The sequence below is a fragment of the Aurantiacibacter odishensis genome (assembly GCF_003605195.1).
GTDB classification, from domain to species: Bacteria; Pseudomonadota; Alphaproteobacteria; order Sphingomonadales; family Sphingomonadaceae; genus Alteraurantiacibacter; species Alteraurantiacibacter odishensis.
The window spans coordinates 76,722-94,294 of sequence record NZ_QYOS01000019.1 but is presented as its reverse complement, the minus strand read 5'-3'; the positions used below and the strand labels follow the sequence as shown (position 1 = coordinate 94,294).

Below are 17,573 nucleotides of genomic sequence, written 5' to 3'. Positions count from 1 at the left end.
ACGTATACGAATGTATTGCAGGCAGGATTTCGGCGCTTAGTCGCTCCGGGCCGTTCCGCTGCTGGCGCGCACGATCAGGCGGGTGGGCAGGCGATTATCGGGCATGTCGCGCTCGTCTACCTTGGCCAGCAGCGTTTCCACCAGCCGTTCGCCCGCGCCCTTGATGTCCTGCATGATGGTGGTGAGCGGCGGACTGGTGAGGCTGGCCGCGGGGATATCGTCGAAGCCCACCAGCGCCACGTCCTTGGGCACCGTCATCCCGGCCTCGGCCAGCGCGCGCATCGCGCCGATCGCGATGAGATCGCTGGCGGCGAAAATGCCGTCGAACTGCGCGCCGCTTTCGATCAGGCTGCGCATTGCGGCCTGCCCGGCCTCTTCGGTGGTGATGGCATCGCGCTGCAGGCCAGCGTCGGGCGCAAGGCCCGCTTCCTCCATCGCGGCGCACATACCGCGATAGCGCTGGGCGAATTCGGGATAGTGATCGTCCGCATGGCCGAGAAAGGCGAGTCTGCGCCGTCCGCGCTCGATCAGGTGCTCTCCTGCCAGCTTGCCTGCACCGAAATTGTCGGAGCCGATGGTGGAGCCGGAACTGTCGTTCGTCACCGATCCCCAGCGGGCGAAATGCGTGCCTTGCCGCTCGAGCTGGTCCAGCCGTTTGCGGTAAAGCGTGTAGTCGCCGTAGCCCAGCAGGATCAGCCCGTCGGCCCGGTGACTGTCCTGGTACTGCACGTGCCAGTCGTCCTCCATGCGCTGGAACGAGATCAAGAGGTCCAGCTTGCGGTTGGCGCAGGCGCGGGTGATCGAGCCGAGCATGGAGAGGAAGAACGGGTTGATCATGCTCTCGTCCGCCGTCTGGTCCTCGAAGAAGAGCAGGGCGATGGTGTTCGATCGCTGCGAGCGGAGCGACGATGCGTTCTTGTCGACGGTGTAGTTCAGCTCCCGCGCGATCTCCTCGATTCGCTCGCGGGTGCTGGGGCTGACGGACTTGTCGCCGCGCAGGGCACGGCTGACGGTGGGCTGCGATACCCCCGCCCGATATGCGATGTCGAAGCTGGTTGGCCTGCCGCTCGGCTTGCGTCCCAATTCGCTCTCCTCTTGCCCGATGTCGTCCGGTGCGCGCCGTCTTTGGCGCGGTGTCACGGGCCTTTCCGGCTATAGCCCACCGCCGGGCGTTGGCAACGCGGCACAAGGGGTAAACAACGGCCTTGCCGCTGCTCGGCGCAGCCCTGCCGAACTGTGGCATGAATGCATCACATACGTATGCTATCTTCAAATATGCGAAATGTCGCGCCTATCCAGAGGGCCAAGGACGCGGCCACATCTGGATCAGGCTGCCGAGTCCGTGGGACAACCGGTGCAAAGAATGCCGGTGATTGAGAGGACATTTCGATGGCAATTCGCAATTCGCTTCACCGCAATACGCTCTGTGGGGGCATCAGCACGCGGGCACTGGCTGCGGGCATGGCGCTGGCCACCCTTGCCGCTTTCCCGGCCCATGCCCTGGCGCAGGATACTGAGGAAGAAGAGGAAACCGAGGCTTCGCCCGCTCCTGCCGATGACAACGTGATCATCGTCGAAGGCTTCCGCGCCGCGCTGGAAAGCGCCGTGGGCGAGAAGCGGAGCAACGCGCTGATCGTGGAATCGGTGACGGCCGAGGACATCGGCAAGCTGCCCGACGATTCCATCGGCGAATCGATCGCCCGCCTGCCCGGCGTCACCTCGCAGCGCCTCAATGGCCGCGCCAACGTGATCGCCATTCGCGGCCTCGGCCCGGATTTCTCGCAGACCCTGCTGAACGGACGCGAGCAGACTTCCACCGGTGACAACCGCGCCGTGGAATTCGACCAGTATCCTTCCGAAGTCGTCAGCCAGGTGGTGGTCTACAAGACTCCGTCCGCCAGCCTGGTGGGTCAGGGCCTCGTCGGCACGATCGACGTGCGCACCATTCGTCCGCTCGAAGCGGGCGAGCAGGTTCTCGCTATCGGTGCGAAGGGCTCCTACGCCGATATCGGCGCACTGAACGCAGGCTCGAAGGAATACGGCTACCGCGTGAACGCCACCTACGTGGACCAGTTCGCCAACGACACCATCGGCCTTGCCCTGTCGGCGGCCTACACCAACGAGCCTTACCAGCTGCAGGAATTCAATGCCTGGGGTTATGCCGGTAGCGGCGAGGAAGGCAGCCCCTTCGTCATCGGCGGCAGCAAGAGCTTCGTCACCTCCACCCAGCTGGAGCGGATCGGCGTGAACGGCACGCTGCAGTGGGAAGCTTCGCCCAACCTGATGCTGACGGTCGACGGCTTCTACTCCAATTTTGACGACGACCAGTCCAAGCGCGGCATCGAACTGCCGCTGGGCTTCCAGGCATTCGGCACCACCTTTGATCCCGACACCGCCACCGTGGTGGACGGCCCCTTCGGCGGGTTTGCCGAAGCCGGTACGTTCGAGAACGTGCAGGGCGTCGTGCGCAACGACATCTTCCAGCGCCAGGCTGATCTCTATTCGGGCGGCGTGAACCTGGACTACGAAAGCGACGACGGCTGGAGTGCCTTTTTCGACTTCGGCTACTCGCGCACCGACCGTAACGAGCTGAGCATCGAGAGCTATTCGGGTACCGGCTACAATGTGGACGGCGGGGCGACCGATACCATCGGTTTCGTATCCGACAGCAACGGCACCAGCTTCAACCCGACGCTCGACTACTCCGATCCGAACCTGATCGTGCTGACCGACCCGCTGGGTTGGGGCGGCGACCGTATCCAGGCGGGTTATTACAACAACCGCATCCTTGAAGACGAGCTGTTCCAGTATCGCACCGGCCTGACCTTCGAGATGGACGGCCTGTTCACCGCCCTGCACGTGGGCGCGAACTACACCGACCGCAGCAAGAGCCTGACGCCGGACGAGTTTTTCGTCGTTCCCGCAGGCGGCGCGGAAGAACTCGCCATCCCCTCAGAATTCCTGCTGCGCGCCACCAACCTCGGCTATCTCGGCCTCGGTCCCATTGTCAGCTACGACGCGCGCGACCTGATCGCGGACGGCACGCTGGTGCTGGAGGAAAACCCCTCCAACGACATCCCGGCCAAGGCCTTCACCATTTCCGAAGAGCTGATGACCGGCTACGTTCAGCTCGATTTCGAGCGCCCCTTCGACAGCGGCGTGGTGACCGGAAACATCGGCGTGCAGGCGATCCGCACCGACCAGAGCTCGAGCGGTATCGCCTTTGCCGGCGGCCAGCGCGTGGACGTGGAATTGGGCGACAAGTTCTGGGACGTGCTGCCCAGCGCCAACTTCACCGTGCGTTTCGACAGCGACTGGGTGCTGCGCCTCGCCTATTCGCGCCAGATTCAGCGTCCGCAGCTCGACGACCTGCGTTCCGCCATCAGCTATGGCATCAACAACAACGAAGCCGAAAGCCCGACCGGCGTAGCGCCGTTCATCAGCGGCAGCGGCGGCAACCCGTTCCTGCGCCCCTACCGTGCCAATGCGCTCGACATGAATATCGAGAAGTATTTTGCCGGGGGCGCTGGCGTGGTGGCCTTGCAGCTGTTCGTGAAGGACCTCGTCAACTACGTCGACTCCTCGCGTACGATCTTCGATTTCGCCGGACTGCCGACACCTGCCGGGCAGACGCCCGAAACCACCGTCGGCTTCCTCGATTCCGAAGTGAACACCGGCGGCGGCAGCTTCTACGGTGCGGAACTCTCGGCCACGATCCCGTTCGACGTGTTCACCACCGCGCTTGACGGCTTCGGCGTGACCGGCGGCGTGGGCTACACCAAGACCGCGATCGAGAACGCCAACGGCGATACCGACGTGATCCCCGGCTATTCGAAGTGGGTGGCGAACGGCACGCTCTATTACGAGCGCGGCGGGTTCAATGCTCGCGGCAGCGTGCGCTACCGCTCCGAATTCCTCGCCGACTTCACCGGCTTCGGCGGATCGCCGACGCGCCGCCTGGCCCGCGCAGAGACGATCGTCGACGCGCAGGTGGGCTACGATTTCGACGGCGGCGCGCTGGATGGCCTGTCGGTCTACCTTCAGGGCCAGAACCTGACGAACGCACCGTTCGTGTCGCAGTTCGACGTGCCCGAGCCGCGCGCCGTGATCGACTACCAGGAATACGGACGCCGTTTCCTCGCAGGCTTCACCTATCGTTTCCGATAGGTTCCTGATCGGCGGGGAGACGCTCCTCCTCTTGCTCCCCGCCGATTCATGGGCTGAACCATCGATTACCCTGCGCGCCCATAACGGGGCAGCAGGGTGACTGACGCCAGCGAAAGGCCAGCAGGATGACCGATACGCCATTTCCCAGCATCGTGATCGCCGGCGGCGGTACCGCGGGCTGGATGGCGGCGGCAGCGCTTTCGAAGCTGACCCCGTGCCGGGTGACGCTGGTGGAATCCGAAGCCATAGGCACGGTGGGCGTGGGCGAGGCGACGATCCCGCAGATCCGCCTGTTCAACAAGGCGCTGGGCCTCGACGAGAACGCCCTGCTGCGCGAGACGCGGGCCACGTTCAAGCTGGGCATCGCGTTCGAGGGCTGGCTGGGCGAAGGCCACGAATACATGCACGCCTTCGGCCCCGTTGGCCGCGCGCATGGTGTGCTGCCGTTTCAGCACTACTGGCTGCGAGCGAAGCAGGCGGGCTTCGCCAAGTCGCTGGCGCACTTTTCGCTTAACGAGATCGCAGCGCGCGACCTCCGGATGCAGCGCGAGGCCATGCCGCACGCCTATCACCTCGATGCCGGGCTCTATGCCGCGTACCTGCGCCGCTTTGCCGAAGGGAGCGGCGCCACGCGCATCGAAGGCATGATCGAGAGCGTGGAGCGTGACGGCGAGAGCGGCGAGATCGGCGCGCTGATTTTGAAGGACGGGCAGCGGATCGCAGGCGACTTCTTCATCGACTGCACCGGCTTTCGCGCATTGCTGATCGAAGGTGCGCTGGAAGCGGGCTTTGAGAACTGGACCCACTACCTGCCTTGCGACCGTGCAATGGCCGTGCCTTGCGCGACGAAGGGCGAATTCACACCTTACACCCGCGCCATCGCGCGAAAGGCCGGGTGGCAGTGGCGCATCCCGCTGCAACACCGCATCGGCAACGGCCTGGTCTACGCCAGTGCGCACATGAGCGATGATGAGGCGGCGGACCTGCTGCTCGCCAATCTCGACGGCGCACCGCAGGCAGAGCCGAAACCGCTCCGTTTCACCACTGGCAAGCGGCGGCAGCAGTGGATCGGCAACTGCCTTGCCATCGGGCTGTCGGCAGGCTTCATGGAGCCGCTGGAATCGACCTCGATCCACCTGATCCAGAGCGCCATCAGCCGCTTCATTCAGGTCCTGCCGAAGGGCCGCGCGCCTGCCGCCACGATCGACTGGTTCAACGCGCAGGCCGATTTCGAATGGCAGCGCATCCGCGATTTTCTCGTGCTGCACTACTGGGCCAATGGCCGCGAAGGAGAGCCTTTCTGGGACGAGGTGCGGCACATGGACCTGCCCGAAACGCTGACCGCCAAGCTGGAGCAGTGGCGCGCCTCCGGCCACATTCACCGCGAACACGAGGAACTGTTCACCGAAGTGGGCTGGTTGCAGGTGCTGGCAGGGCAGGGCGTGGAGGCAACAGGCTACAACCCCGTGGCCGATGCCATGAGCGAGGCCGACCTTCGCGCGATGCTCGACGGCCTCGAAGCAACGCTCGCCCAGCAGGCTTCGGCTCTGCCGCGCCATCTCGACTATCTGCAATCCTGTGTGCGCGGAAATGCCCGCGTGGAGATTCCCGCATGACAAACACCGCAATCCACAAGACCGCCCTCGCGCTCGCCATGTCCGCGCTCGCCCTGCCGGGCTGTGCCACGGCGCAGGCCGACACCGCGGACGCATCCGCCGACTTCCGCGAGCGTGAGCCGTCGGAGGAGATCGTCTACTTCGTCCTGCCGGACAGGTTCGAGAACGGCGACACGTCCAATGACACCGGCGGTTTCGAGGGCGGCCGGCTGGATCACGGCTTCGACCCCACCGCGCGCGGCTTCTTCCACGGCGGCGACCTTGCCGGGCTGACCGCGCGTCTCGATTACCTCGAAAACCTCGGCATCACCGCCATCTGGTTCGCGCCGATCTTCCAGAACAAGCCGGTGCAGGGGCCGGAAGGCAACGAGTCCGCAGGCTACCACGGATACTGGGTGACGGACTTCACCCGGCCCGACAGCCATTTCGGCACGCGCGAGGAGTTCGCCGCCTTCGTCGAAGCCGCCCATGCGCGCGGCATGAAGGTCTACATGGACATCATCACGAACCACACCGCCGACGTGATCCAGTTTACCGAAGGTGACGACACCGGCTTCGCCTACCGCAGCCTCGGCGACTATCCCTATTCCACGCGCGGTGGCCCCGACGGCGCGCCGATCAACCCCGGCTTCATGGGCCACGAGGATTCGAGCGAGGAAAACTTCGCGAAACTGGTGAACCCGAACTACGCCTACACCGTCGAAGTGCCCGAAGCCGAGAGCGACGTAAAAGTGCCCGCCTGGCTCAACGACCCGATCTACTACCACAACCGCGGCAGCACGACCTTTACGGGCGAAGACAGCCGCATGGGCGACTTCGCCGGACTGGACGACCTGTTCACCGAACATCCCCGCGTGCGCGAGGGAATGACCGAGATCTTCGAAAGCTGGATCGCCGATTTCGGCATCGACGGCTTCCGCGTGGACACCGCGCGCCACGTCGATCCCGGCTTCTGGCAGCATTTCGTGCCCGCAATGGAAGCGCGCAGCGAGGTTGTAGGCATCCCCAACTTCCACATCTTCGGCGAAGTCTACAAGGACGTGCCCGACAGTGGCTACATCGCCCAGTACACCCGCCGCGACGGCTTCCCCGCCGTGCTCGATTTCGCCTTCCAGGCCGCCATGCGCGACCTGCTGGGGCGCGAGACCGGCACCGTGGTGCTGTCCGAGATGTTCGATGGTGACGTGCTCTACGAAGGCGGCGAGGAGGCCGCACGCGCCATGCCGACTTTCCTCGGCAATCACGACATGGGCCGCTTCTCCACCCTGATCCGCGCCGACCAGCCCGACATTTCGCAGGACGAACTGCTCTCCCGCGTGATGCTGGGCCACGCCATGATGCTGAGCCTGCGCGGCTCTCCGGTCATCTACTACGGCGACGAACAGGGCTTCGTGGGCGACGGCAACGATCAGCAGGCGCGTGAGGACATGTTCCCCAGCCGCACGCCCGATTACAACGACAACGACCTGATCGGCACCGATGCGACGACGGCGGAAAGCAACTTCGACGAGGATCATCCGCTCTATCGGCTGATCGCGCAGTTCTCTGCCATCCGGCGCGGGCACGATGCCTTCACGCTGGGGCGCCAACAGGTGCGCCATTACGAGCAGGAGCCGGGCTTCTTCGCCGTCTCCCGCTTCGATCCCGACGACGGCACAGAATACCTCGCCGTGTTCAACACCGCCGACGAACAGCGCAGCGCCAACGTGTGGCTCAGTTACGAGGCGCGCGCGTTCGAGACGCTGGCGGGCACCTGCCCTGCGGCCGTGCCCGCTCCCGGCAGCGCGGCCTTTACGCTGCCGGCATTCGGATGGGCGCTGTGCCGGGTGAGCGAGGTGGCCGAATGACCACACAACTGCCTTGGTGGAAGGGCGCGGCGATCTACCAGATCTATCCGCGCAGTTTCATGGACGCGAACGGCGACGGCATCGGCGACCTGCCCGGCATCACGCAGCGTCTGGGCTACGTGGCCGATCTTGGCGTGGACGCGATCTGGATCAGCCCGTTCTTCACCAGCCCGATGAAGGACTTCGGCTACGACGTTTCGGACTACCGCGATGTCGATCCGATCTTTGGCGAGCTTGCCGATTTCGACGCGCTGGTCGCCCGCGCGCACGAACTCGGCCTGAAAGTGCTGATCGACCAGGTCTACTCGCACACATCCGACGAACACCCGTGGTTCACGCAGAGCCGGTCCAGCGCAGATAGCGACAAGGCGGACTGGTATGTCTGGGCCGACGCCAAGCCCGACGGGTCGCCGCCGTCCAACTGGCAGTCCGTCTTCGGGGGTCCCGCGTGGACGTGGGACGCCCGGAGGCGGCAATATTACCTGCACAATTTCCTGTCCTCGCAGCCGCAGTTGAACCTGCACAACATGGCGGTGCAGGACGCGGTGCTGGACGTGATGCAGTTCTGGCTCGACCGCGGGGTCGACGGCTTCCGCATCGATGCGCTGAATTTCTGCATGCACAACCCTGCGCTCACCGACAATCCGCCTGCACCCGCAAACGGCAAGCCGCGTACACGCCCGTTCGATTTCCAGTTGAAGCTGCACAACCAGTCGCACGCCGACATTCCGCGTTTCATCGAGCGTATCCGCGCCTTGACCGACCGCTATGACGGCACTTTCACCGTGGCCGAAGTGGGCGGCGACGATGCCGACCGCGAGATGAAAGCTTTTACGCAGGGCGAGACACACCTGAACTCCGCCTACGGCTTCGATTTCCTCTATGCCGACAAGCTGACCGGGGAACTGGTGTGCAAGGCGCTGGGCAATTGGCCCGACGAGCCGGGTCTCGGCTGGCCCAGCTGGGCCTTCGAGAACCACGACGCCCCGCGTGCCCTTTCGCGCTGGATTGACAACGGCCACCGCGATGCCTTCGCCCGCCTGAAGATGACGCTGCTGGCGGCGCTGCGCGGGAACATCATCCTCTACCAGGGCGAGGAGCTGGGCCTGACTCAGGTCGATATCCCGTTCGACCAGCTGCACGATCCCGAAGCCATCGCAAACTGGCCGCTGACGCTAAGCCGCGACGGAGCGCGCACGCCCATGCCGTGGACGACGCAGAGTGCGGACGGCGGCTTCGGGTCCGAGGCGAGCTGGTTGCCGCTGGGCGAGGAAAACCACGCGCGGGCCGTCGATCGGCAGGAGGCGGACGACGCTTCGCTGCTCAAACATACGAGGGCGATGCTGGCCTTGCGCAAGGCGAACCCCGCGCTTCACCACGGCGCGGTCACTTCATGCAAGGTCGATGGCGACCTGCTCGACCTGACGCGGGCGAGCGAAGGCCAGCGCCTGCGCTGCCTGTTCAACCTCGGCCCCGCGCCGATTGCGCTGGGCGATGCGGCGGGCACCACGCTGTTCACCGCCAACGGCGCGGAGGCGCAAACCCTTCCCCCCTACGCTGCCCTTATCCTGGAGATCTGATCCGATGCGCCCCCTGCATTTCTCGCTCGCCGCCGCCCTGACAACGCTCGCGCTCGGCACCTCGCACGCGGCGCTGGCGCAGAGCGTATCCTCGCCCGATGGCCGCATCACCGCCTCGCTCGCCGCCGATGGCGAAGGCAAGCCGACTTGGGCGGTGGAGCGCGATGGGGAGGAACTCATCGCTCCGTCCGGCCTCGGCTTCAACCTCGAGAACGAGGACCCGCTGCGGCGCAATTTCACCGTCGTGGCGCAGGGCACCTCCAGTGCCGATACGACTTGGGAACAGCCATGGGGCGAACGCCAGTTCGTGACCGACCGGCACAACGAACTGGCCGTCACCTTCCGCCAGCAGGACGATGCGGCGCGCGAATTCACCGTGCGGCTGCGCGTGTTCGATGAAGGCGTGGGCTTTCGGTACGAATTCCCTGATCGCGGGGAAACGCGCATTGCCGAGGAGCTGACCGAATTCAATATCGCGTCCGAAGGCGAGGCGTGGTGGATCCAGGCGGGCGACTGGAACCGCTACGAATACCTCTATCACCACACGCCGATCGAGGCGGTGTCCGTCGCGCACACGCCCATTACCATGCGGCTGGCGGACGGCACGCACCTGTCCATGCACGAGGCCGCGCTGGTCGACTATTCGGGCATGTGGCTGCAACGCATGGACGGACAGCGCTTCCGCTCCACCCTCGCGCCTTCGAGCCGCGGTGCGAAAGTGGTGCGCGAGGGTGCCTTCACCACGCCGTGGCGCACGATCCGCATTGCCGACGATGCCGCGGGGCTGGTGGAGAACGACCTTGAACTCAATCTCAACGAGCCGAACAAGCTGGGCGATGTCAGCTGGGTGGAGCCGGGCAAGTACATCGGCATCTGGTGGGGCATGATTTCCAACCGCTGGACCTGGGCGCAGGGGCCGCGCCACGGCGCAACGACCGAGCGGACCAAGGAATATCTCGATTTCGCCGCCGAGAACGGCTTTCGCGGCGTGCTGGTGGAAGGCTGGGACTACGGCTGGGACGGCACCTGGTTCGGCAACGGCCGCGATTTCAGCTTTACCGAAAGCTATCCCGATTTCGACCTTGAGGAAGTGACAGACTACGCGCGCGAACGCGGTGTGCGCCTCGTCGGCCATCACGAGACGGGCGGCAACATCGCCAATTACGAAGCGCAGCTGGACGATGCGATGGAATTGTACGGTCGCCTCGGCGTGGACTGGGTGAAGACCGGCTACGTCGCCGATGCGGGCGCGATCATCAGTTGCAACGCCGATATTGCCGACCCCTGCGAGGGGCAGGTGATGGAATGGCACGACGGCCAGCGGCAGGTGCAGCACCACATCCGCGTACTGGAAGCTGCTGCCGCCAACGGCGTGGCGGTGAACCCGCACGAACCGGTGAAGGATACAGGCCTCAGGCGGACCTATCCCAACTGGGTGAGCCGCGAGGGCGCGCGGGGGCAGGAATACAACGCCTGGGGCGCTTTCAGTAACGGCCCGGACCACGAGCCGACGCTGGTCTACACCCGCATGCTGTCGGGCCCGATGGACTACACCCCCGGCGTGCTGAGCTTGAAAGGCGACAACGACGTGCCCCTCGCCTCGACGCTGGCGAAGCAGCTTGGCCTCTATCTCGCGATCTATTCGCCGATCCAGATGGCCGCCGATTTCATCGAGAGCCTGGCAGAACATCCGCGCGAGCTGGAATTCATCCGCGCCGTGCCCGCCGACTGGGCGGAGAGCCACCTCGTGTCGGGCGAAGTGGGGGACTACGCGATTTTCGCGCGTAAGGATCGAGGCTCCGACGACTGGTATGCCGGCGGCATCAACGATGCTACGCCGCGTGACGTGACTCTGGATTTCGCCTTCCTCGAACCCGGCGTGACCTACCGCGCAAGCGTGTGGAAGGATGGCGAGGGCGCGACCTACGAAACCGAAGCGCGGCACAACATCGCTTACGACGATTTCGAAGTCCGCGCCGGGGATGAGCACACCTTCCACCTCGCCCCCGGCGGCGGGCTGGCGATCCGGCTCGAGCCGGTGCCGTGAAGCTGCTGGCGGCCCTGCTGGCGCTGGTCCTGGCGGGCTGCACCACCGCAGGCCCTGCCGGGAGCCCGGCGCGCTTCGTCGAGGTGGAGCAGATGGCAGCGGCGGGACTGCCGGACCAGCGGCTGACGATCTGGCTCCCGCCCGGCTACGACAGTTCGGAGCGTCGTTACCCGGTGCTCTACATGCACGACGGGCATAACCTGTTCGACCCGGCCAAGTCGAACTTCGACAAGGTGTGGGCGGCAGACAAGGCCATGCTGGCAGCCATGCGCGATGACGGGATCGAGCCGCATATCATCGTCGGCATCTGGGCGCCGGGCGAAGACCGTTATCGCCAGTACCTGCCGCAGTCGCTCTACGAGGAGGCTGAAGGCGCGCCGCGCGCGGCGATGGATGCGATGATCGAGGGACCGCCCGTCGGAAGCGCCTATCTTGACTGGCTGGCAGGTCCGCTGCGGCACTGGGTGAACGCAAATTACCGCACGCAGACCGGGCGCGATGCCACCGCCATTGCGGGCTCCAGCATGGGCGGCCTCATGTCGTGTTATGCCTTTCTCGAACGGCCCGATGTCTATGGCCGCGCGGGATGCATCTCCTCGCACTGGCCGGCCGCCGATCCTCGCATCGTGGGTGAGGCGAATCCGGAACTGATCGCCTTGTGGGACCGCTGGTTTGCCGAGCGTCTTGGCGACCCCTACGGGCGGCGGGTGTGGATGGATCACGGCACCGCTACGCTCGATGCCTATTATGCGCCGTATCAGCAGGCGATCGATGCGCGCTTTCGCGCGAGCGGCTGGCGGGAGGGAGAGCACTTCCGCAGCGAAGTCTACGACGGTGCCGCGCACGAGGAAAACGCATGGGCCGCGCGCCTGCCCGAGGTCTTCGCATGGCTGCTGGCGGAGCAATGAGCGCGCCCTCGCCGCCGCACGTCGTCGTCCTTGGTGGCGGCAGCGCGGGATGGATCACCGCCTGCCTCTTGCACCATCGCTGGGGCGAGAGGGGCGGGAAAGTCACGGTCGTCGAAAGCCCGGACATCGGCATCATTGGCGTGGGCGAAGGCTCGACCCCGCAGTTGAAGGCCATGTTCGATCACCTCGGCATCGCCGAGGCCGATTGGATGGCCGCCTGCGATGCCACTTACAAGCTGGGTATCCGCTTCACCGGCTGGAGCGAGCGCGAGGGGTACGGCAGCTATTTCCACCCGTTCCCCGGCCCGGTCGACCTGCATACGGAGCCCGGCTTCGTGCAGAACTGCTCGCTCGCCCGGCGCGGGTTCGATGTGCCTGCCTTGCCCGACGACTGGTTCCTTGCAGCCAGGCTGGCGGCAGAGGGCAAGGGTCCGCATCCGGACGACAGTTTCCCCTTCGCGCCCAGCTACGGCTATCATTTCGACGCTTACAAGCTGGGCGCCTTCCTGCGTGATTGGGCCACTTCGCGCGGCGTGGACCATCGCCCGCTGAAAGTGAGCGAGGTGGAGCTATCGGGCGAGGGCGACCTTGCCGCGCTGCTGTGCGACGGCGGAGAGCGTGTCGAGGGCGACCTGTTCGTAGATTGCTCCGGCTTTCGCGCCATGATCGCGCAGGGTGCACTAGGCGAACCGTTCCTGCCCTTTGCCGAGAACCTCTTCGCAGACCGTGCCGTAGTCATGCCCACGCCGCGCGTCGCACACTTCCGCCCGCAGACCGAGGCGGTGGCCATGTCGGCAGGGTGGCGCTGGCACATCCCGCTCACCACGCGCACCGGCAACGGATACGTCTATTCTTCGAAATATATCTCGGACGAGGACGCGGAAGCGGAACTGCGCGCGGCGATCGGTATGGAAGGCGAAGGCCAGCCTGCACGTTTCCTGCAGATGAAAGTGGGACGGCTAGAGAAGAGCTGGAGCCGCAATTGTCTCGCCGCAGGTCTGGCGCAGGGGTTCATAGAGCCGCTGGAGGCGACCGCGCTGCACATAGTGATTGCCACCGCGCTGGAATTTGCCGAGGCCCATGAGCAGGGCGGCTTCACCTCCCAGCACCGCGATACCTTCAACCGCAACATCGCCGCGCGTTACGAGAGCATCCGCGATTACATCGTGGCGCATTACCGGATGAACCAGCGCAGCGATTCCGCCTTCTGGCGCGACAACGCCGCGAACCACGCACTGTCAGACCAGCTGAAAGCGATGATGACGGCGTGGTTCACGCATCAGGACATGGCCGCCGCCAACCGGCAGAACTACGCCGTGCCCGCCTACGCCCCGATGAGCTGGCACTGCCTGTTCGCAGGCTACGGCACCTTTCCGCCGCCGGAGAAGATGCAGCCGCTCCCGCCCGGCGCGAAGCCTGCCGATCTCGGCAAGGTTTCCGCGATGCTGGATGCCTGCGCGCGGAACTTCGCCGCCTAGCTCCAGCCGTCTTCCAGAAACTGCACCGCGCATCCCGCCAGGAAGGCGCTGCCCTTGGGCATCACGCTTTCGTCCACGACCATGCGGCTGGAATGGAGGCCGCAGCAGCCCTGCCAGTCGACCCCTTCCGCCGCCACGCCGAGGAAGAACATCGCGCCGGGCACTTTCTCCAGCACGTAGGAGAAGTCCTCTGCTCCCATCGTGGGCGCAGGTCGGGTGGCCCAGGGTTCCTCGCCGCCCAGTCCTTCTGCCACCTGCTGACCCAGTGCGACGGCGCGGGCATCGTTGATGGTGGGCGGGAAGCCGGGGGTGATCGTCACCTCTGCCGTGCAGCGGTGGGCCTTGGCGATGTTCTCCGCAACCTCGCGCACAGCATCCTTCATCGCTTCGCGCCGTTCGGGCGAAAGGTTGCGCATGGTGCCGAGCAGGTAGGCGCTGTCGGGAATGATGTTGTTGTTGCTGCCCGCCTCGATCTTGCCGATCGTCAGCACACTGGCCTCGGCAGCGGCGAAGCGGCGGGTGATCATCACCTGCAGCGCCAGCACGATCTCGGCAGCGACGGGCACCGGGTCGATCGAATCGTAGGGCATGGAGGCGTGGCCGCCGCTCCCTTTCACGGTGATTTCCAGCATGTCGGCAGATGCCATCATCGCACCCGCGCGCGCTTCCAGTCGGCCGTGCGGGGCATTGGGCCAGACATGCAGGGCAAAGGCTGCGTCGGGCAGGGCATAATCGCCACTGCCACCCAGCAGGCCATCCTCCAGCATGTGCCGCGCGCCGTGAAAGCCTTCCTCGCCCGGCTGGAACATGAAGCGCACTTCGCCTGCGAGATCGTCTGCCCGCGTAGCCAGCACGCGCGCGGCGCCCGCCAGCATGGCGGTGTGGGCGTCGTGGCCGCAGGCGTGCATCCGGCCCGGCACGTTGGAGGCGAAATCCAGCCCCGTATGTTCGTCCATCGGCAGAGCATCCATATCGCCGCGCAGCAGAACGGCACGGCCTGGCTTGCCGCCCTTGAGTACGGCCACCGCACCGGTGCACGAAGGGCCTTCGCGCCATTCCAACGGCAGGTCGGCGAGGGCTTGTTTTACTTTGGCCAACGTCTTCGGTGTTTCCAGCCCCAGTTCCGGCTCCGCATGGATGGCGCGGCGAAGGGCGGTGATCGCGTCGGCATGATCGCGAGCGGCGTTGAGCAGGTTTTCGGTCAGCATGGATGATCCCGGAGTTGATTGCGGCATTATGCCACCCATTTCCGCGACGCGCATCCATGAAACCGCCCGACATGTGTGGTGCGATAAAGGCACAGTGCGTGGACCGACTTGTTGCAATGTGGCGACAGTTTGCGCTCCGTGCCGACAAAAGCGTAGTATTTGGCGCGGCCCCATGTTTAAGGCGACGAGGTCATGCACGAGAGCATCCATCTCTTCGAGCGCTTGCCGCAGATAGGCGCGAATCCGCGCGCGGCGAACGACCCTGCGCCATCGCCCGTGCGCACGCGCCCGCTGATCGGGGTGATCCGCAACGCCCGAAGCCATCGCAACGAAGGCCGCTCGGGAACCGAAGAACTGCGCGAGGGCGTGCTGCTGGCAACGCCGCGCCGCCGCAGCGAACTGCTGGGCGTGCTGACAGACTTTGCCGAAAAGCGGGTGGACTACATCGCCATCGATGGCGGCGACGGGACGGTGCGCGACGTGCTGACTTGCGGCGCCGGGCTGTTCGGCGACAGCTGGCCCATGCTGATCGTGCTGCCGGGCGGCAAGACCAACGCGCTGGCACTGGATCTTGGCGTGCCGACGGACTGGTCGCTCGACGATGCGCTGGCCGCGGTGCAGCGCGGGAAGCTTGCCCGCAGGCAGCCGCTGGTGGTCGCCGAGCGCGGAGACGAACGCTCGCAGGTGCGCGGTTTCGTGCTGGGCGGGGGTGCTTTCAACCAGGTCATCAACCTTGGCCAGCGCAGCCACCAGCTTGGCGCTTTTAACCAGGCGGTCGTGGGCGTCACCACGGTGTGGAGCGTGTTGCAGGCGATGTTCGGACGGGCGGGCAACAAATGGCGACAGGGCACGCCTATGCGCCTCCAAATGGCCGATGGCAGCGAGCTGGCGCACCGGGGCGGTCTGCCAGAGGACGAGCGTTACCTGCTTTTCGCCTCCACGCTGCAATCCTTCCCCGCCGGGCTCGATCCCTTCCGCGATGTGGAAACGCCGCTGCAACTGGCGGTGATGGACAATCCGCGGCGCGGGCTGCTGCTGCGCCTGCCCTCGATTTTCCGTGGCACGGCTTCGGATGAAACGAAGCGGCGCGGATATCACGCTTTCGGGGACGAGGCGGTGCACCTCGACATCGGCGATTCCTTCATCCTCGACGGAGAGGCTTTCCCTGCTGGCCAGTATCGCCTTTCTGCCGGGCCCAAGCTGCGGTTCGTGGTCCCGTGAACCTTCGCGCGCGCGTCCGCGCGGCGCTATCGCGGGAAGTCGATCCCGCCGTTACCGCCTTCGCGGCGCGTCTCGCTGGCGAGGCGGATGCGCGCGCGGTGCTGTTCTACGGCTCCAACCTGCGCACCGGTTCGCGCGAGGGCGTGCTCGATTTCTACGTTCTGACAGAGGGTGAGGCCGAGAAAGGCCTGTGGCCGACCGTTTCCTACCGCGAATGGGAGCACGACTGCGAACCCCTGCGCGCCAAGATCGCCACGATGACGCTGGCCAAGTTCACCGAGGCTGCGCGCGGTGAGAGCATCGACACCACGATCTGGGCGCGCTTCGTGCAGCCCAGCGCGCTGGTGTGGCAGGCGGACGAGAACGCGAACGAACAGGTCGCTGTCAGTATCGCGGCAGCTGCGATGACGGCGGCGCGGCTGGCCGTTGCCGTCGGCCCGGACAGCGGGACGGAAGACCAGTTCTGGCGCGCCCTGTTCCAGGCCACCTACCGGGCCGAATTCCGCGTGGAGAAGCCGGGGCGCGAGGACTCGATCCTCACGCTGAATGCCGCGCATTTCGATGGCCTGCTGCCAGCGGCCCTGGCCGCGGGGGGCATTCCCTACGGCCGCGACGGCAAGGTCCTGACTCCGCGCATCACCGTGGCGGAGCGCGAGCAGGTGCTGCGCTGGTGGAAGAAGCGGCGGCGCATGGGCAAGCCGCTGAACGTGGCAAGGCTGGCACGCGCCACCCGCACGTTCGACGGGGCCGCGCGCTACGCAGCCTGGAAAGTGGAGCGGCACACCGGCACGAAGATCGAAGTCACGCCGTTCCGGGAAAAGCACCCGATCCTGTCCGCGCCCGCCGTCGCTTTTCAGCTCTGGCGGGCGAAGCGGGCAAACCGGGACTAGTCTTACAGGTAGCGCATCCGGATCGACATCGGCAGCACTTCGCGGCCGATCGAGAAGCGGGTCTTGTCGATCGACGGCTTGCCGAGATTGAAGATGTTGATGCTGGGGTTGTTCGACATGCCCCCGCCATCGCTGGTGATGTCGGTGCGGCCATTGTTGTTCTTGTCGTGCCGGATCGCGATGGCATAGTTGCCCGGACGCGGCACCGGCATGCAGACCTGCATGGAACCTGCGCGCGCAGGCACCTCGATCCGGTTGATCCAGCGCCCCGTTTCCAGCCAGTCGGCAGACGTGCCGGGATAGAGTTGGATGCGCATGGTGCCTGTCGAGCCTTCGATCCCCGAAACCTGGATCCACACCGCCGGGCCATTGCCCTGGCACGGTACGACAGAATGGGTAATCTCGTTACGGAACTGCGCGCCCGCCGGGGCGGAAAGACCCACCGCGATGGCCGCGGCGGCAGCAAGGCGAAGAAAGCGCTTGGTCATCGAAATCATAATTCCTTTTCGCCAACGAAACGGCCGTGCCGCAGACAATGGGCATCGATCCGGCAATTTCCACTGACAATAACTGATAGTTGCCAGTCTTTTGCCGCCGGCGCAGTGAACCGG

At 65.5% G+C, this 17,573-nt stretch carries 12 protein-coding genes; 9 read left to right on the top strand and 3 right to left on the bottom strand.

Annotated elements, in window-relative coordinates:
- Nucleotides 1–36: 36 nt before the first annotated feature.
- Nucleotides 37–1,083, bottom strand: a complete 1,047-nt coding sequence (locus D4Q51_RS02485; RefSeq protein ID WP_120076171.1) for a LacI family DNA-binding transcriptional regulator — start codon at nt 1,081–1,083, stop codon at nt 37–39.
- Nucleotides 1,084–1,389: 306 nt separating this feature from the next.
- Here D4Q51_RS02485 and D4Q51_RS02480 point away from each other — a divergent pair, with 306 nt between their 5' ends.
- From D4Q51_RS02480 to D4Q51_RS02450, 7 genes are all read left to right on the top strand, one after another.
- Nucleotides 1,390–4,167: a TonB-dependent receptor gene (locus D4Q51_RS02480; RefSeq protein WP_240624527.1), complete on the top strand. Its 2,778-nt coding sequence runs from the start codon at nt 1,390–1,392 to the stop codon at nt 4,165–4,167.
- A gap of 125 nt (nt 4,168–4,292) precedes the next feature.
- Nucleotides 4,293–5,783, top strand: coding sequence for a tryptophan halogenase family protein (locus D4Q51_RS02475; protein ID WP_120076170.1), 1,491 nt, complete (start codon nt 4,293–4,295; stop codon nt 5,781–5,783).
- Nucleotides 5,780–7,630 (top strand): alpha-amylase family glycosyl hydrolase, encoded by a 1,851-nt coding sequence (locus tag D4Q51_RS02470; RefSeq protein WP_120076169.1) that lies wholly within the window; start codon nt 5,780–5,782, stop codon nt 7,628–7,630. The genes D4Q51_RS02475 and D4Q51_RS02470 overlap by 4 nt, the downstream gene beginning before the upstream one ends.
- Nucleotides 7,627–9,210, top strand: coding sequence for an alpha-amylase family glycosyl hydrolase (locus D4Q51_RS02465; RefSeq protein WP_120076168.1), 1,584 nt, complete (start codon nt 7,627–7,629; stop codon nt 9,208–9,210). Before D4Q51_RS02470 ends, D4Q51_RS02465 begins: the two co-directional genes overlap by 4 nt.
- Nucleotides 9,211–9,214: 4 nt before the next feature.
- On the top strand, nt 9,215–11,257 hold the full coding sequence (locus D4Q51_RS02460; RefSeq protein ID WP_120076167.1) for a glycoside hydrolase family 97 protein: 2,043 nt from the start codon (nt 9,215–9,217) through the stop codon (nt 11,255–11,257).
- The gene (locus D4Q51_RS02455) at nt 11,254–12,165 is read left to right on the top strand and encodes an alpha/beta hydrolase (protein ID WP_240624526.1); all 912 of its coding nucleotides are present in this window, start codon (nt 11,254–11,256) and stop codon (nt 12,163–12,165) included. Before D4Q51_RS02460 ends, D4Q51_RS02455 begins: the two co-directional genes overlap by 4 nt.
- Nucleotides 12,162–13,643 (top strand): tryptophan halogenase family protein, encoded by a 1,482-nt coding sequence (locus tag D4Q51_RS02450; protein WP_120076302.1) that lies wholly within the window; start codon nt 12,162–12,164, stop codon nt 13,641–13,643. Before D4Q51_RS02455 ends, D4Q51_RS02450 begins: the two co-directional genes overlap by 4 nt.
- On the opposite strand, the gene D4Q51_RS02445 is transcribed toward D4Q51_RS02450, so the two are convergent.
- Entirely contained in the window at nt 13,640–14,851 is a 1,212-nt protein-coding gene (locus D4Q51_RS02445; RefSeq protein ID WP_120076166.1) for a M20 metallopeptidase family protein, read from the bottom strand. The two genes, D4Q51_RS02450 and D4Q51_RS02445, sit on opposite strands and share 4 nt — an antisense overlap.
- 192 nt (nt 14,852–15,043) lie before the next feature.
- Between D4Q51_RS02445 and D4Q51_RS02440 the strand changes: the two genes are divergently transcribed.
- Nucleotides 15,044–16,072: a diacylglycerol/lipid kinase family protein gene (locus D4Q51_RS02440; protein WP_120076165.1), complete on the top strand. Its 1,029-nt coding sequence runs from the start codon at nt 15,044–15,046 to the stop codon at nt 16,070–16,072.
- Complete coding sequence (locus tag D4Q51_RS02435; protein ID WP_120076164.1) at nt 16,069–16,962, top strand: hypothetical protein; 894 nt, start codon at nt 16,069–16,071, stop codon at nt 16,960–16,962. Before D4Q51_RS02440 ends, D4Q51_RS02435 begins: the two co-directional genes overlap by 4 nt.
- Before the next feature lie 2 nt (nt 16,963–16,964).
- On the opposite strand, the gene D4Q51_RS02430 is transcribed toward D4Q51_RS02435, so the two are convergent.
- A complete protein-coding gene (locus D4Q51_RS02430; protein ID WP_120076301.1) occupies nt 16,965–17,450 on the bottom strand; it encodes a DUF2141 domain-containing protein in 486 nt (161 codons plus the stop codon).
- Between the last annotated feature and the right edge of the window lie 123 nt (nt 17,451–17,573).

What these genes read in the sequence shown, in the direction of transcription:
- D4Q51_RS02430 (WP_120076301.1), bottom strand. Translation starts at nt 17,450, where the DNA reads ATGACCAAGCGCTTTCTTCGCCTTGCTGCCGCCGCGGCCATCGCGGTG.
- D4Q51_RS02475 (WP_120076170.1), top strand. Translation starts at nt 4,293, where the DNA reads ATGACCGATACGCCATTTCCCAGCATCGTGATCGCCGGCGGCGGTACC.
- D4Q51_RS02470 (WP_120076169.1), top strand. Translation starts at nt 5,780, where the DNA reads ATGACAAACACCGCAATCCACAAGACCGCCCTCGCGCTCGCCATGTCC.
- D4Q51_RS02440 (WP_120076165.1), top strand. Translation starts at nt 15,044, where the DNA reads ATGCACGAGAGCATCCATCTCTTCGAGCGCTTGCCGCAGATAGGCGCG.
- D4Q51_RS02480 (WP_240624527.1), top strand. Translation starts at nt 1,390, where the DNA reads ATGGCAATTCGCAATTCGCTTCACCGCAATACGCTCTGTGGGGGCATC.
- D4Q51_RS02450 (WP_120076302.1), top strand. Translation starts at nt 12,162, where the DNA reads ATGAGCGCGCCCTCGCCGCCGCACGTCGTCGTCCTTGGTGGCGGCAGC.
- D4Q51_RS02445 (WP_120076166.1), bottom strand. Translation starts at nt 14,851, where the DNA reads ATGCTGACCGAAAACCTGCTCAACGCCGCTCGCGATCATGCCGACGCG.
- D4Q51_RS02465 (WP_120076168.1), top strand. Translation starts at nt 7,627, where the DNA reads ATGACCACACAACTGCCTTGGTGGAAGGGCGCGGCGATCTACCAGATC.
- D4Q51_RS02460 (WP_120076167.1), top strand. Translation starts at nt 9,215, where the DNA reads ATGCGCCCCCTGCATTTCTCGCTCGCCGCCGCCCTGACAACGCTCGCG.